The 14,895-nt window shown below is 61.2% G+C and carries 13 protein-coding genes; all 13 read left to right on the plus strand.

Going from position 1 to position 14,895, the window contains the following annotated elements:
• Positions 1-6 precede the first annotated feature (6 nt).
• Positions 7-600, plus strand: a complete 594-nt coding sequence (locus JQM68_RS00710) for a Pvc16 family protein (RefSeq protein ID WP_235220994.1) — start codon at positions 7-9, stop codon at positions 598-600.
• On the plus strand, positions 601-1,356 hold the full coding sequence (locus JQM68_RS00715; protein WP_235220995.1) for a hypothetical protein: 756 nt from the start codon (positions 601-603) through the stop codon (positions 1,354-1,356).
• Position 1,357: 1 nt separating this feature from the next.
• The gene (locus tag JQM68_RS00720; protein ID WP_235220996.1) at positions 1,358-1,741 is read left to right on the plus strand and encodes a DUF4280 domain-containing protein; all 384 of its coding nucleotides are present in this window, start codon (positions 1,358-1,360) and stop codon (positions 1,739-1,741) included.
• Between the two features lie 77 nt (positions 1,742-1,818).
• A complete protein-coding gene (locus JQM68_RS00725) occupies positions 1,819-3,522 on the plus strand; it encodes a phage tail sheath family protein (RefSeq protein ID WP_235220997.1) in 1,704 nt (567 codons plus the stop codon).
• Positions 3,523-3,557: 35 nt separating this feature from the next.
• Positions 3,558-4,055 (plus strand): phage tail protein, encoded by a 498-nt coding sequence (locus tag JQM68_RS00730; RefSeq protein WP_235220998.1) that lies wholly within the window; start codon positions 3,558-3,560, stop codon positions 4,053-4,055.
• A gap of 66 nt (positions 4,056-4,121) precedes the next feature.
• Positions 4,122-4,484 (plus strand): phage tail assembly protein, encoded by a 363-nt coding sequence (locus tag JQM68_RS00735; protein ID WP_235220999.1) that lies wholly within the window; start codon positions 4,122-4,124, stop codon positions 4,482-4,484.
• 32 nt (positions 4,485-4,516) lie between these two features.
• Complete coding sequence (locus tag JQM68_RS00740) at positions 4,517-4,681, plus strand: DUF6760 family protein (RefSeq protein ID WP_235221000.1); 165 nt, start codon at positions 4,517-4,519, stop codon at positions 4,679-4,681.
• A gap of 21 nt (positions 4,682-4,702) precedes the next feature.
• On the plus strand, positions 4,703-7,786 hold the full coding sequence (locus tag JQM68_RS00745) for a hypothetical protein (RefSeq protein WP_235221001.1): 3,084 nt from the start codon (positions 4,703-4,705) through the stop codon (positions 7,784-7,786).
• Positions 7,787-7,815: 29 nt separating this feature from the next.
• A complete protein-coding gene (locus tag JQM68_RS00750; protein WP_235221002.1) occupies positions 7,816-10,818 on the plus strand; it encodes a hypothetical protein in 3,003 nt (1,000 codons plus the stop codon).
• Positions 10,819-10,848: 30 nt separating this feature from the next.
• Positions 10,849-11,649, plus strand: a complete 801-nt coding sequence (locus JQM68_RS00755; protein ID WP_235221003.1) for a CIS tube protein — start codon at positions 10,849-10,851, stop codon at positions 11,647-11,649.
• An 18-nt stretch (positions 11,650-11,667) separates the two neighbouring features.
• Positions 11,668-12,441, plus strand: a complete 774-nt coding sequence (locus JQM68_RS00760) for a CIS tube protein (protein WP_235221004.1) — start codon at positions 11,668-11,670, stop codon at positions 12,439-12,441.
• Between the two features lie 40 nt (positions 12,442-12,481).
• Positions 12,482-14,008: a phage late control D family protein gene (locus JQM68_RS00765; protein WP_235221005.1), complete on the plus strand. Its 1,527-nt coding sequence runs from the start codon at positions 12,482-12,484 to the stop codon at positions 14,006-14,008.
• A 19-nt stretch (positions 14,009-14,027) separates the two neighbouring features.
• Positions 14,028-14,888, plus strand: coding sequence for a phage baseplate assembly protein V (locus tag JQM68_RS00770; protein ID WP_235221006.1), 861 nt, complete (start codon positions 14,028-14,030; stop codon positions 14,886-14,888).
• The last annotated feature ends 7 nt before the right edge of the window (positions 14,889-14,895 follow it).

Here is a 14,895-nt window from a genome sequence, read left to right on the forward strand (position 1 = left end):
GATGCAATGGCTGATTATCCCATCATATCGGATGTGTCCCAGCACATGGTGCGCATCCTCCGGGAGAAGATGTGCCCGGAGCCCATCCCATCTCCCAACAACATCTCCGTTTCCTCCCCGGCGGAACAGGACGTGGACTACATCCTGGGCCTGTACCTCTACGACATTCGGGAGGAGGGCGAGGTGGCCGTTCCCTCCCTGGTAGGGACGGGGCGGACCCGCCTGCGGCGCCCTCCAAGGCCGTACAGCCTGTACTACATGCTGTTTATCAACGGTTCCTCCCAGATGGGCCTGAAGGCCGCTGACACCCAGAAAATTCTGGGCCGGGCGGCGCAGATCATCAACGACGGCAACTCTGTGGACCCCAGGCGGCTGCAAAGCTGGCTGGAGACCCAGGAACCGCCCATCATATTCTCTCCGGCAAAGATCTCCCTGGAGGATAAGGTCCGCGTCTGGTCCGCCATCAACAAGCCCTATCAGGTAAGCTTGTTCTACAAGGCGGCGCCGGTGTTCCTCTCCAGCGAGATCGTGGTGGACCCGCCCCGGGTCACGGAAGCGGAATTCACCATCGGGATGCTGGACGGAAGGGGGGATGGATAAATGGAAAAAACAACGGTGTTCACCCACAGCCTGGACCTGGCTCTGCGGCTGGTGGACACCACCTCCGGCAGAGGCGTATCCGGCAGGGGCATGGCGGTCCGCATCGACGGCAAGCCCGTCCGTTTCGGCGAAAAGGGCGACGGGATGCTGATTTTTCAGAACCTTGGAACGAGACGCTTTCGGTTGGAGATCTCTTCTCCCGCCTATGAGACGGCGGAGCGGGAGGTGGACTTGGACGCCCTCGGAAAAGGTATTCCCTTATTGGAGCTCCACCTGATCCCCGGCCCCGGTTATCCCGACGCCGCTGAATTCCAGACCCTGGAGGGGACGCTGCCGGGCATTGAAAACCTGTCGGCTGTCCGGGTGGGAGACAACGCCTGCCTCATCCGGGAGTTCGACCCCCGGAAGCGGCTGGTGAAGCTGTTCAATCCCCATCATCTGTCCCTGGACCGGGTGCTGTACGCCCTGGTGGACCCGGACAACGGCTGCTACGAGCCTTTCCAGATCGTCCGGACCCTGGACGACCAGACCATCAAAACCGACCGGGTGCTGGAGACAGCCTTCCGAAATTACTTCCCCATCAGTCCTACGGTCATGGGAACATGCGGCGGCGACGGCCGCTACTGCCTCCGGGTCCGGGACGACGGCACGGCCTGCAAATGGCTGGTCCGGTGGGAAGTGCAGGGAACCGCCCGGTTCCGAACGGTGGATTTCCGGCAGGAGCCCCACCCGCATTTGGAAGAGGGGGGTGGCTGACATGGGAATCCCTGTTGTAGCGGGAGCCACTTGTGTCTGCACCATGGGGACCTCCCCGGGACAGATCAATCCCACCAACCAAGTGACCATCCGAATGGGCGGAAAGCCCGTAGCCAGCATCACCGACTGCGCACCCATGAGCAACGTGGGCAGCTGCGGGATGTGCACCTCCCTGGCAAATCCCACGGTGGCCGCCGCCACAGCGGCGGCGCTGGGGGTACTGACGCCCCAGCCCTGCGTGCCCGCGCCGGCGGGAGCCTGGGTCTGTCCCGGAAAGGTCCGGGTGGCGGGGAAACCCGTCCTCACCAGCGATGGCAAGCTGACCTGTGCCTACGGCGGCACCATTTCCATCTTGAATCCTGGCCAGACGACCACAAAAATATAAACCAATCAAACACCTAAATTCGTTCGACAATGAAAGGAGGAAGGTTTCGGGATCACGTTCCCGGAATCGAAAGAATTATGGCTGAGTATCTGTCTCCCGGCGTCTATGTGGAGGAGTACGAGTCCTCTCCCCGTGCCATCGAAGGCGTTGGCACCAGTACCGCGGGCTTCATCGGTATGACGGTGAAGGGCCCCACCGTGGGCGCTCCCTCCCTGGTTACCAGCTTCGCCGACTTCCAGCGGCAGTTCGGCGGCTACCTCAGCGAGTACACCCACGGCGAGTACCGCTACCTGCCCTATGCGGTGGAGCAGTTCTTCACCAACGGCGGCACCCGCTGCTATGTCACCCGCGTCATCCCCGACGACGCTAAGGTGGCCACGGCCAAGTCCGGCATCCTGTCCCTGCGGGCTGCCAACGAGGGCAAGTGGGGCAACCGCATCCTGGTCAGCTTCACCACCGTCAACAAGCGGAAGATGCAGTTGATCGCCAAGGAAGGCGACCTGGTGTACACCGCCAAGAGCACCGCCGGCTTCGCCGAGGGCGACCTGGTGGAGTTCGCCGGTGAGATGAACCGCATTTCCGCCATCTTCGAGAATACCGTCACCTTCGAGCAGGCCTTTGCCGGCGACCCCGTGGATAACGCCCTGGTGCCCAAGGCGGTGCTGTACTCCGTGGAGATGGACGTCACCGTCCGCTACGAGGCCGACACCGAGGCCTACACCGGACTGAACCTGAATCCCACCTCTCCCAACTACGTGGCCGATAAGCTGAAGGCCAGCGCCCTGCTGGCTGTGGAGGATGTGGATCCCGCTCCTGAGATCGCCAACCCCGTCAGCCTGATCTTCGGCGAGGGCAAGCTGGCCGGCACCCTGGCCTTCACCGGCGGCAGCGACGGCACCGTGGAAGCGGTCAACGCCGGCACCTTCATCGGCGATGACAAGGGCCCCGGCAAGCGCACCGGCATCCAGTCCTTCATCGAGAACACCGTGGCCAGCATCATCGCTGTTCCCGGCGTCACCATCCCTGAGGTGGTGGTCTCCCTGGTGGCCCACTGCGAGAACCAGCAGAACCGCTTCGCCATTCTGGACATTCCCAAGGACAAGGTGAAGGTCAATGACGTACTGGAGTACCGCGGCATCGTGGATTCCACTTACGCCGCCATGTACCACCCCTGGGTCCAGGTCTTCGACCCCATCACCAAGAAGCCCGGCTTCGTACCGCCTTCCGGCTCCGTGGCCGGCGTGTACTCCCGGACCGACGTGACCCGCGGCGTCCACAAGGCTCCCGCCAACGAGGTTGTCCAGTGCACCGGCCTGTCCGTGGGCTACAACAACGGTGAGCAGGACATCCTGAACCCCGCCGGCGTCAACCTGATCCGCGCGCTGCCCGGCCAGGGCATCCGTGTCTGGGGCGCCCGCACCGCCAGCTCCAATGCCAGCTTCAAGTATGTCAACGTCCGCCGCCTGTTCATCTATGTGGAGCAGTCCATCAAGGCCGCTACAAACTGGGTGGTGTTCGAGCCCAACAACTCCTCTCTGTGGGCCCGTGTCCAGATGACCGTGTCCTCCTTCCTGGAGAATATGTTCCGCGCCGGTATGCTGGCTGGTGAGTCCCCCGCTGAGGCCTTCTTCGTGGACATCGGTCCCAGCACCATGAGCCGGGACGACATCATGAACGGCCGTCTGATCTGCGAGATCGGCATTGCCCCCAGCCGTCCCGCCGAGTTCGTCATCTTCCGCGTGACCCAGTTCACCTCCGAGGCCGCCGGCGGCGCCGAGTGATCCAACCGAAATACGTGACAAAGGAGATTTAAGATATGGCTACTGATATGAACAGCGCGGGTATGGCTTATCCGCTGACTAAAATGAACTTCCTGGTGTCCATCCCTGACCTGGCCGGCTCCATGGCCGCCTTCAGCGAGGTCACCGGTATCGAGGCCAGCGTGGACGTGGTGGAGTTCCGCCAGGGCAACGCCCACTCCCTGGCTCCCGTCAAGATCCCCGGTCTGGTGAAGCACGGCAACATCACCCTGAAAATGGGCTACACCATCGGCAATGGCTTTAAGAAGTGGATCCAGGAGTGCGTCAGTGAGACCCGCGGCGCCATGCCCCGCAAGACCGTTACCATCGAGCTGCTGGACATCCGGGACGGTTCTCCCAACTCCGCCTATGAGACCGTCAAGAACAACATCGTCTGGATTTTGAAGGAAGCCTGGGTCACCAAGTATTCCGGTCCCGACCTGAACGCCTCCGCCAGTGAGGTCGCCATCGAGACCGTGGAGCTGGCCTACGAAGAGCTGACCATTCCCGACTGATCTTTGTGAATATGTCGTGGGGAGGGCGGAGTATTCCGCCCTCCCCGGACAGGGAGGTAAAAGAGCATGACGACTGTATATGATTTTGAGCTGCCCAAGGGCTTTGTAGACCAGCAGGGCGTCGTCCACAAGCGGGGCAAGATGCGTCTGGCTACCGCCGGAGACGAGATCGCCGCCACACGGGACCCCCGTGTGCTGTCTAACCCTTCCTATCTGACCATCGTGGTTCTGGCCGCCGTCATCACGGAGCTGGAGGGACTGGACGCCGTGGTGCCCTCCACTGTGGAGCGGCTTTTCACGGCGGACCTTGCATTTTTGCAGGATATGTACCAGCGCATCAACAACGTGGAGCCGCCCACCATGCGGGCCGTCTGCCCGGACTGCGGCAAGATCTTTGAGGTCCCTATAAATTTTACGCGAGAGGGATAACGCTGTATCCGAAAGAGGAGCTCTACCGGGAGATGGGCTTCATCTCCTACTACTTTCACTGGAGCTCCGAGGAGGTGCTGGCGCTGGACCATGCCAGCCGCCGCCGGTGGTGTGAGGAGATCTCCGCCATCAACAGCAGCTTGAATCCCTCGAAGAAGAAAAAGGAAAAGAGCATTCTGGAATTCGGCAGAAAATAACGGGCAAGGAGGCGCATCGCCATGGCCAGCATTACAGATCAAAACTGGGTCGTTTGGAACCAAGGGAAAAACCCACTGGTCAATTTCAATTTCATGCTGCGCGTGGAGCTGATGTTCGACCTGCCCTGTAAAAGTGTGCGGGCGTTCACGAGAGAGCTGGAGTATGACTACATCCAGGAGGGCGGTCTAAACGACTACGTCCATATGCGGCGCAAGCCCATCTCCCGGCCCTTCACACTGGAAATAGAGCGCTATGTAGGCGTGGATTACATAGATCCGCTGCCTCTGGGCGCGGACCTGGTGTTGCCGGTGCTGCTGTTCGTCAGCAGAAACCACGACCAGTTCATCCCGGGCGTGGTAGCCCGGACCTATGTGTTCACCGGCTGCACCGTGATGAAGAAAACCTACGGCGATTTGGTGGCGGACCAGTCCGGCCTTTTGGTGGAGACCACCACCCTTGGCTACCGGGAGATGCTCTGCGTGGATATCCCCTGGAGCGAGGTGGGAGACAACATTCCCAAGGACATCAAGACGGTACCCACCAATGCCAAGTCCGCGGATAAGACGCCCGCGGAGCTGAAAGCGCTGGCCAACGACCTGTACAGTCAGGCACTGGCCGCCAAGACCCAGGCGGACGTGGAGTTCGCGGAAGAGGACGCGACAGCCCTCATCAACGAACTGGATGAGATTTTGACGAAGCTGCGGGCGGCTGTGGGGCCGGGCGGAAGCCTGACCCAGCAGCTGGATACGGCGAAAAGTGGCATCAACGGCGAAGGCGGCAAGACGAAAAAGGCGCTTGCCGACGAGGCAATGGATGCTGCCCGTCTGGCGGAGCAGGATTCTAAAGAGAAAGAAAACGCTTGGCGGGAAAAAGATGCCGTTTGGCGTAAAGCGAAAGGCGAACTGGATGACATCCAGACGCAGATGGAAGGACCTGCAAAAAAGCTCGAGGATCTGGAAGCGCAGCTGAGCAAGGCAAAGAAAACCAAGGCGGAGCTGGAAGACAGGCTGCCAGTTGACCTGCGGGATGTGGAAAAGGCCAGGTCCGCGCAGCAAAAGGCACAGACTGACTATGACGCGGCGGAGGCGGCGCTGGCAGAGGCGAATGCAGCCCTTGAGAAAGCCATGGAAGACGCCCGGGCCGAAACGGATGTGAAGGATGCCCGGGAAAAAGCGGAGAGTGCCGCCGCGGAAGCGGCATCCAAACAGGCGGATGTTGATGAGGACTCCCGGGCACTGGCAGAGGCGCAGAAAGCGTATCAGACTGCGCTGCGGGCGTGGCAGGAGGAGCAGAGCGAAGAGTTGGAGCGGGCCGCTGTCAAGCGGCGCTCCTGCGAGGGTGCGGTCCCGGCCAAGCAGACGGATGTTGATGAGGCATCCCGGGCGCTGGAAGAGGCGCAGAAAGCATATCAGCCTGCGCTGCAGGCGTGGCAGGAAGAGCAGAACGAAGAGTTGGAGCGGGCCACTGCCGAGCGGAGCTCCTGCGAGGGCGCGGTCCCGTCCAAACAGGCGGATGTTGATAAGGCCTCCCAAGCGCTGGCAGAGGCGCAGAAAGCATATCAGCCTGCGCTGCAGGCGTGGCAGGAGGAACAGGGCGAAGAGTTGGAGCGGGCCGCTGCCGAGCGGAGCTCCCGCGAGGATGCGGCTTCGTCCAAACAGGCGGATGTTGATAAGGCCTCCCAAGCGCTGGCAGAGGCGCAGAAAGCGTATCAGGCTGCCTTGCGGTCATGGCAGGAGGAGCAGGGCGATGAGTTGGAGCGGGCCGTTGAGAAACGGCGCTCCTGTGAAGGCGCGGTCCGGGCTAAGGAGGAAGCTGTCCGTAAAGCCGGAGAAGACACGCTGGAACGGGCAAAAGAGGAACTGGCAGCCGCCCAAAAGGAACTGGAGGAAGCGCGGGCGGCAGAAGAAGCCGTGAGTGAAAAAATCGAAAAGGGCCCAGAAGACGGCGAAACAGAACAGCGCCGGAGCGCTGTGGAAGCGGCGGAACAGGCACTGGCAGAAGCTCAGAAAGAACTGGCAGCCGCTCAAAAGGAACTGGAGGAAGCGCAGGCGGCAGAAAAAGCCGTGAGCGAAAAAATCGAAAAGGGCCCCGAAGACGGTGAAGCAGGACAGTGCCGGAGCGCTGTGGAAGCAGCGGAACAGACACTTGCAGAAGCTCAGAAGGAACTGGCAGCCGCTGAAAAGGAAGCAGAGGAAGCGCGGGCGGCAGAAAAAGCCGTGAGCGAAAAAATCGAAAAGGGCCCCGAAGACGGTGAAGCAGGACAGCGCCGGAGCGCTGTGGAAGCAGCGGAACAGACACTGGCGGATGCTCAGAAAGAACTGGATACTGCTCAGATGGCCAATGACGAAGCACAGGCACAACTCCAGAAGGCGCTGAAAGAGAAAGAGGAGACCTTAGCCGCAGGCGAAGCGGGAAAAGCGGTGGAAGCTGCCTCTGAACTTCGTAATGAGGCGAAAAAGGCCCTGGATACCGCGGCGGGTCAGGTGAAGGACAGCGAGGACCTGGCGGAGCTGAACGATGAGATCAAGAATCTGGAAGAGGCGCGTAAGGCCGCCGAGACGGAGATTGAGGACATCGGCAAAGAACGGCTGAAAGAAGCCGAAGACAATGAGCGCAGCACAAAGGCGGAGGCAGACGAGGCCAAGAAGGACTATGACGCGGCGGCAGGAAAGTGGAAGGAAGCTGCCGCGAAAGCCAGAAATGCCCGGGATGCCGCCGATCTGGCGGAGCAGGCGCTGAGCAAGGCTCAGGCGGCCCATAATATGGGCTCAAAGCAGATCAACCCGCTGCAGAACAGCCTGACCAATATGAAGCTGCGGAAGGATACCGGCAAGGAAGCCCAGGAGAGCTGCGGAGAGCAGCACGACCAGTGCAAGGAGGCCAATATCGCCCTTCAGGCGACATCGGATGATAATTTGCTTGAGATCAACACCGGTTATGGGAAAGTCAAAAGGCTGTCCAAGCAGACGTGCTACCATGAGAAGCGGGTGCGGGAGGTATGCCAGCATATGGAAGCCGCCCGGAAGCTGCTGTCGGAAGTGGTAGAGATTCCCGATATTACTGATACATCTGATCCCTCTGATACCCCCGAAGCCGGGGAATGAGCGTGTGATACCGGACACAGGAGGTCCCAATGCTGACACTGAAAGCCCCCATTCAACTCCATATTGCGCAGAACCTCACGGGGAACGCGGAAGCTTTCGGTGAGCGCATCCGGGGCAACTACGGTCTGCTGGGCGCCCATTTCGCGGCCAAGGACCTGCTGTTCCTGATGACCGCGCCGCCGGAGCTGCCGGAGGATCTGGGCGGCATGACCACCCTGGTGAACCAGCAGAACACGGTGGATGTGCGGAGTGTCACCATGGAGGTCGTGAACAACGTGGTGAACCGAATCCTGCTGGACGGCACGGAGCAGTTCACCTACCAGGACCAGGTGTATATCACCACGGTGCTGAACCGGCTGGGTATCACCAATGTGGCCCAGTTCATGGAGCAGGTGCGCCAGCTCCGGGTGGAGAATGAGAGCACCGTCCACATGACGAAGCTCTACCGGGAGGAGCTGGAGCGCATCCTCCAGCGGCAGGCGGCGGGAGAAGACGCTCCCGCGCTGCCCCTGCCCGCGGCGAAAGAGGAGGAGACTCCTGCCCCGGCCCAGGACCCCCGGGTGACGCTGTGCATGGAGATTTTGAACCGTCTGGACACGACGAATCTATATGAAACGGTCCACGCATTTCAGCGGAATTGGTCCGGCGGCGTCAATATTTTCCGTAATCAGGAATTGAAGCTGTCGGAGCAGCTGCGTTTCAGCAATGCGGTGTCTCTGGCGGAGATCAAGCAGCAGGTCTACCAGCAGCCGAACCTGCATCTGCTGCACCATTTGAATGCCTACGAGACAGGCGACTTGCTGGAAGCGCCCCGGGACGAGGAAGAAGTCCTTTCCCAGGCGGCGGCTGCCGCCCTGATGACCGCCGTGGACAACACGGTGGTGGAGGTGCTGAACCGCCCCCAGTTCCGGCAGGAGCAGTGGGTCCAGGTGCAGAACGCCCTGTGGCAGGTGGCGGAAAACACCTTGTCCCGGTTCGAGACTTATCACAGCCAGCCCCAGCCGTCCGTTGACCTGTCGGTGCGGACGGATATGGTCTGGAACAACTATGTGCAGGAGCTGAAAGAGTATCAGGCCCTCTACCGGCAGATGTATCCAAAGGCGGCGGACAAACAGCTCCCGCTGCCGGAACGCCGGGAAGGCGGCAGAACTTTTTTGACGCATCTTACGAAAGAGGGCGGAACGGAAGAAACTCTGCTGGAGCGCAGCACCGTGCTCCACGAAACTGACAGGGAAAAACACTTTACAGAGAATGCACTGCGGGAAAGCCTCCGGCAGACGATTCGGGAGTTACCGGAGAGCGGTGTTCAACTGACCGGAGGGGATACCGCGCCTGGTGCGGAGTTCCTGCAGCTTACTTACCGGAATGAAAACCGGGAGGGAGACCAGATCCAATACCAGGAAAATACGGAGAATGTTTACGTTCCTGGAAAGATGACGGTGGAATCCGAGCAGACAGAGGCCTTGACAGGGCGCTCCGTCGAAGCGGCGGAGCCTGCGGACCGGGAGACCTTGCTCCGCCAGGAGCGGGAGCGGCAGCTGGCCAGTGAGCGGCTGCGGGAGGTCATCCGGCAGCAGCTGCAAAAGGGCGGCGCCCCGTCCACAGCGCCGGGAGAAGCAGTCCCGATGATTCCTGCCCTTTACCGGGAAGAGCCGGACGAAAAAGAAGCTATAATAGATAAAAAGCTCGTTTCTGAAAGAACTGAACAGGAAAAACACTTTACATATGAACATAGCCGGGAGAGCCAGCGGCAGACGATTCAGGAGCTGCTGCGGACTGCCGGAGCGATCCCCGGAGGGACGCCTGTGCCGCCGGGAGAGATATGGAACCTTACCCAATTGAACCAAATTCGGGAAGGGGATCTGATCCATCGGCAGGAGGCCAGGGAACAGCTGACTGTTGAGGAGCAAACTGCCATCCGGGAACTGATCGCGGCTCCGGAACTTCAGCGTATTTGGCCGCCGAAGCCCTCTGCCCATACGGTCATGCTCCACAGGGAGCATGCGTACCGGGAGCGGGAACAGATCGTGCGGGAGAGCCGGGAGACGGCGGAACCGCTGCCGCCGGCCCGGGAGAGAGCGGAGACCGCCATGCCGTGGCTGGAGCTGCGGCAGCGGACGGAGACCCAGCCTGTCCCGCCTGTTCAGCCGCTTCCCCTGACGCCCAGAGAGGCAGAGGAGCAGGCACCGGAGGTGCTGCTGGAGGAGATGACCCGCATTGACCAGCATAACCGCACCGTTCTTCAGGCGGTGCAGGCGGAGAGTCGTCGGAAAGAGACCCGGATGCCCGCCGGTCCGGATCTCCAGCGGACCATGCGGGACGCGCTGCGGGCCCTGAATGAGCCGGAAAGCGTTCTGCGGGAGGTCTACGCACAGAGAGAGCAGCCGGCCGACACCGTTCATCCGGAGCTGACGCCCCGGGAGGAGGCGCTGCTGCGGCAGGCGGAGCCGGAGAACCAGGCCGTGTATGAAGCGGTGCTGGCCTACCAGAAGGACCCGGAAGGGGCTTTGGCGAAAGGGCTGCTGAAGCCCGGAAACCTAGGCGCTCTCCATGCCGAACTGCAAAAAGCAGTGCGGGAAGAAACGCCGCTGGAGCTGGAGCATCCGAGCGAGGAGGCCCAGCGGCAGCGGGAGCTGCTGCGGGAGCAGTCGGAGGCGGTGCTGGAGCGGTTCCACCATCTGCCTGTGAAGCCGCGGAGCGTTGTGGAAGAAAACGTAACGCCGCCTCCGGCGGTGAAGATCGTCCACAAGCAGGCGGCCCCCGATGTGACGGAGGAGCTGCTGGAACAGCTGGAGGAGCAGCGGACACGCAGTACCGTCCGTACGGATACCCATGAGGAAGTGAACCGCCGTGAGAGCCATCAGGTGGATGTGAACCAGGTGGAGCGCAAGGTGGTGGCCCAAACCGCAGAGGATATCACCGAGCTGGTGAACCGGACCCTGGCACGGCAGATGCGGACCATCTCCGACCAGGTGTACCGGCAGATGGAAAAGCGCCTTCAGGCGGAACGCAGCCGCCGGGGCAGACTGTAAAGTAAAATAACTTGAACGGAGGTGACGGACATGGCAATGGGCATCGGTCAGCAGGCACTAGCTTCGCTGACTGGCAATGTGGAGACAGCGCTGCTGGTCATCCATGATTACCGGGAAAAAGCCGCGCAGATGAGTGCCGGCGTCACCGGGGGACTCAGTGCGGCGGAGAACCTCAGCTCCCTGAACCAGTCCCGCATCCGGGCCACCGCCGCGGCGCTGGAGACCGGTTCGCCGCCTACCTATCCCGGCAGCTTGGACCGCATCCTCCGGGTGCAGTTCAACCCCTCCGAGCTGACGCTGAACGCCTCCGCTGTTCCCAAGAGCGAGCAGGACAGCACCACCGGCCGGAGCAGGACTATGGCGGTGGAGGATGCCAAGCTGAATCTGACGGTGATGCTGTATTTCGACGATATGGACACTTACGATGCGTTCATGTGGGACAAATTCACCGCCGGCATGACGGCCCAGGGCGTCGCTAACCTGGCGAAGATGGGCATGGAGCTTGGCGGAGGGCAGAAGGTTCACAGCATCCAGGGACAGGTGGAGGCGCTGGTAGCGGCTCTGCGGAATCCCTATACCCGGCTCATCAGTTTCCGGTGGGCGGATTTTACCTTTATCGGCCAGCTGAACACGGTCCGGGCGAACTACACCATGTTCTCCCCGTCGGGGCGGCCCATCCGGGCGCAGGTGCTGCTTCGGATCCAGCATGAGATGGATCCGAAGACGCTCCAAGGGTGGTACGACAGCTTTGACAAGGCCTTCGGCGGCGACACCAGCAATCTGGTGAAGACAGAGCAGAACATGAGCAATCTGCTGAATCTGAGCCTGTAAGGGAAGGGAGGGAACTTTATGAGCTTGGTAAGTACCCTGGCTAATTCGGCCCTGGGCAGCGTGCAGAAGGCGCTTTTGATCATTCATAAGTCGGATGCCTCCCAGATAGATTCTTCCCAGGTGGCGGCGGCAACGCAAAATGCCCTGCTGGGCGCCGCTGCGGGCATGGCCGCCACCAGTGCTGCCATGCAGGGCGCGGGGATGAACACCAGCGTGATGAAGGTGCAGTACAATCCCACATCCTTGTCCATCCAGGCCAATGCGGAGGCCATCCCCTTTACTTATTTGCAGCAAAATATCGACAGCGGCATCCCCAACCAGAGCCCCCGGCCGCCCATGGTGGTGTTGTCGGTGGAGCTGATCTTCGACGCTATGAACCCCAAGGACGCCTTTATGGCGGAAAAGTTCAGCCTGTCCACCGGAGGTATCGTATCCTCGGTGGCGGGCGGTATCCAAACCGCCAAGGGCGGCGGCTACACCGTCCAGCCCCAGACGGACGGCCTGATCGCCGCCCTCATGCGGCCCAGCACCCGGGTGGTGACCTTCCGGTGGGCGGACATGGCCTTTACCGGGCAGCTCATCGAGGTCCAGGCGGAATACACCATGTTTTCCGTCTCGGGAAAGCCGGTCCGCAGCAAGGTCCGGATGAACATCGCCCAACAGGTGGAGTCCGACGCGGATATCCAGTACTGGAACAAGGTGCTGGATACCACCTTCAGCGGCAACGGAGAGGCCGGCGGAAAGGACATGGGACAGCAGCTGGGGAACCTGCTGAATCTGGGCGCGTTCTGACGCATTGAAACATCTTTGAAACGGAAGGGAGAGAGCGTGTATGCCGCTTTCCGGAGCAGGCGGGATCCCGGGCGGGATTCCTGGGGCCTGCCAGTTCACCTATAAGGACCTGCAGGACAAATACGTGGATTTTGCCCATCCCAGAGCCCAGGTGCTGTTGGGCGATACGCCCTTTGACAGCGTGAGCACGAAGATGGCAGTCAATGACATCCACGTGGAGGTGACCTCCGGCTATGAGGCATCGGTGGCCTCCTTTCGGCTTTACGATTCCTACGACCCCTCCACAGGCAAGTTCTTTTATGAAAAAGTGAAGAAGCAGGTGCTGATGGGCAACTCCGTCACCGTTCAGCTTGGGTATCTGGACAAGCTGGAAACGGTCTTTGTGGGCTTTGTCTCCGGTGTGGCCTTCGGCTTTGAGCCGGGCGGACTGCCCTACATCGAGATCAACGCCATGGACATCAAGGGTCTGATGATGGGCGGCTCCTACGCCACCTCCCTGAGGGCCACCACGTACAGCGCGGCGGTGAAGGAGGTTCTGGACCGGACCGGTGAGGGCAGACTCCAGCAGATGAAGGGCATCACGTCCTCGGAGATCATCAATACGCCGGACGCCGGAGGCGCTACGGGCGTTCCCGGCGGTGCACCAACCGGCGGCTCGTCCAAGTCCAGCCCTATTACCATGGAGATGGTCAGCGAGAGTGACTATGAATTCGTGGTGCGGGCGGCAAAGCGCTACAATTACGAGTTTTTTGTGGACCGGGGCAAGGTGCTGTTCCGACCGGCGAAAAGCGACACATCGCTTTTGACCAAAATGGGTACCCGCACCGGCCTCCGGGGGTTCCACATCCAGTACAGCATTACCGGCGTGGTGGGGAAGATCGAGGCCCGGGCCATGGACCCCGGCAAGGGTGAGGTCATCACGGCAAAGAGCTCTTTCAACAACACGATTTCCACAGCCAGCAAAGCGAAACAGCTGGTGGGCAAAGGAGCTAAGGTATATCTGGATGCCTCCATCACGTCCAAGGAGGAGGCGGAGGCCCGGGTAGCATCTCTGATGGAGCAGATGAGCTACCGCCTGGGTTCCCTGGAGGCGGACTGCGTGGGCATCCCGGACCTGGTGCCGGGACGGTTTATCGAGGTGACGGGCATGGGCGTGCCGGTGGACAATCAGTTTTACCTCACCGCCGTCACCCATGATTTCACCAGTGACGGCGGCTATCGCACTCACATCGAGGGCTGTGCCGCCCAGATCAAGACCAGCTCCGCCTCCGAAGCGGCAGGTGCCGCAGCCGGTGCTGCCGCTGCCGCGGGAAGTGCTGCCGGCGCCGCCGGCGCAGCGGCGGGTGCTGCCAGCACTGCGACAGAAGCCGCCGGTGCGGTGGGCGGCGCAGCAGCGGGAGCCGCCAGTACCGCTGCCACCGCGGCCGGTATTGCCGCCTTGGTGGGTATGGGGGCGGCCACCGCGGCACCCCTTGCCGCAGGTATTGTGGGCATGGCGGGTGGATTCGGCCAGGATGACCAGGATGGCCAGCAGAGCCAGGAGGGTCAGGAAGGCCAGGAGGAATAAGGAGGAATAAGGAGGAGCCATGGGGCTTTACGATATCATTGATGAGATCACGGAGCGGCAGGTCACCAAGACCGAGACCGGGGACAACCGCATCTGGGGCGTGATGGTGGGCATCGTCGCCAAGAACTTCGACCCCAACAGCACTGCCTCCGGCGGCGTCAACTCCGGGGCCGACGCCATGGACGGGCGGGTCTGCGTGACCATTCCCACCCGGGATGTCAATGCCAACGAGCTGAAGTGGGCCCGGGTGGCCATGCCCTCCAGTGGCAGCAAGTGGGGCCACTACTTCCTGCCGGAGGTAGGGGACCAGGTGCTGCTGGCCTTTGAGGGCGGTAATATCGAAAAGCCCTATGTGATCGGCTGCATCCCCAAGACGGCGGATAAGTTTTTGAAGGATTCCGTGGATAAGGACAACCAGTTCAAGCGCATCGTCACCCGCCACGGGACCTCCATTATTTTCGAGGACAACAGTACCGATGAAAACGGCCTGAAGGATAAGTTGACCCTGGAAACGGCGGGGCAGAAGCTCCAGATCCTGATGGACAACGAAAACGAGAAGATCCGCATTGGCGACAAGGCCAAGGAGGACTTCATCGAGATGTACACCAAGGAGGGCTCCGGCACTCTGACGGTGCAGATCAAGAGCAAGATCGACATCAAAGTAGGCGACAAGATCACCGTGACGCTGAATGGTGAATCCGGCGCTGTGTCCGTCAAGGCGGATTCTATCCAGCTGGAGGGCGCCAACGGCGTCACCACCAAGAGTGACAGCGCCGTGAAGATGGAGGCTCCCCAGGTGGCGGCCAACGCCAGCTCCGCGCTGAAGATGGAGAGCTCCGGCACCGCAACGGTGTCCGGCTCCACGGTATCCGTGGGATAACAGGAAG

The sequence above is a fragment of the Oscillibacter valericigenes genome, assembly GCF_021531435.1.
GTDB lineage: Bacteria > Bacillota > Clostridia > Oscillospirales > Oscillospiraceae > Oscillibacter > Oscillibacter valericigenes_B.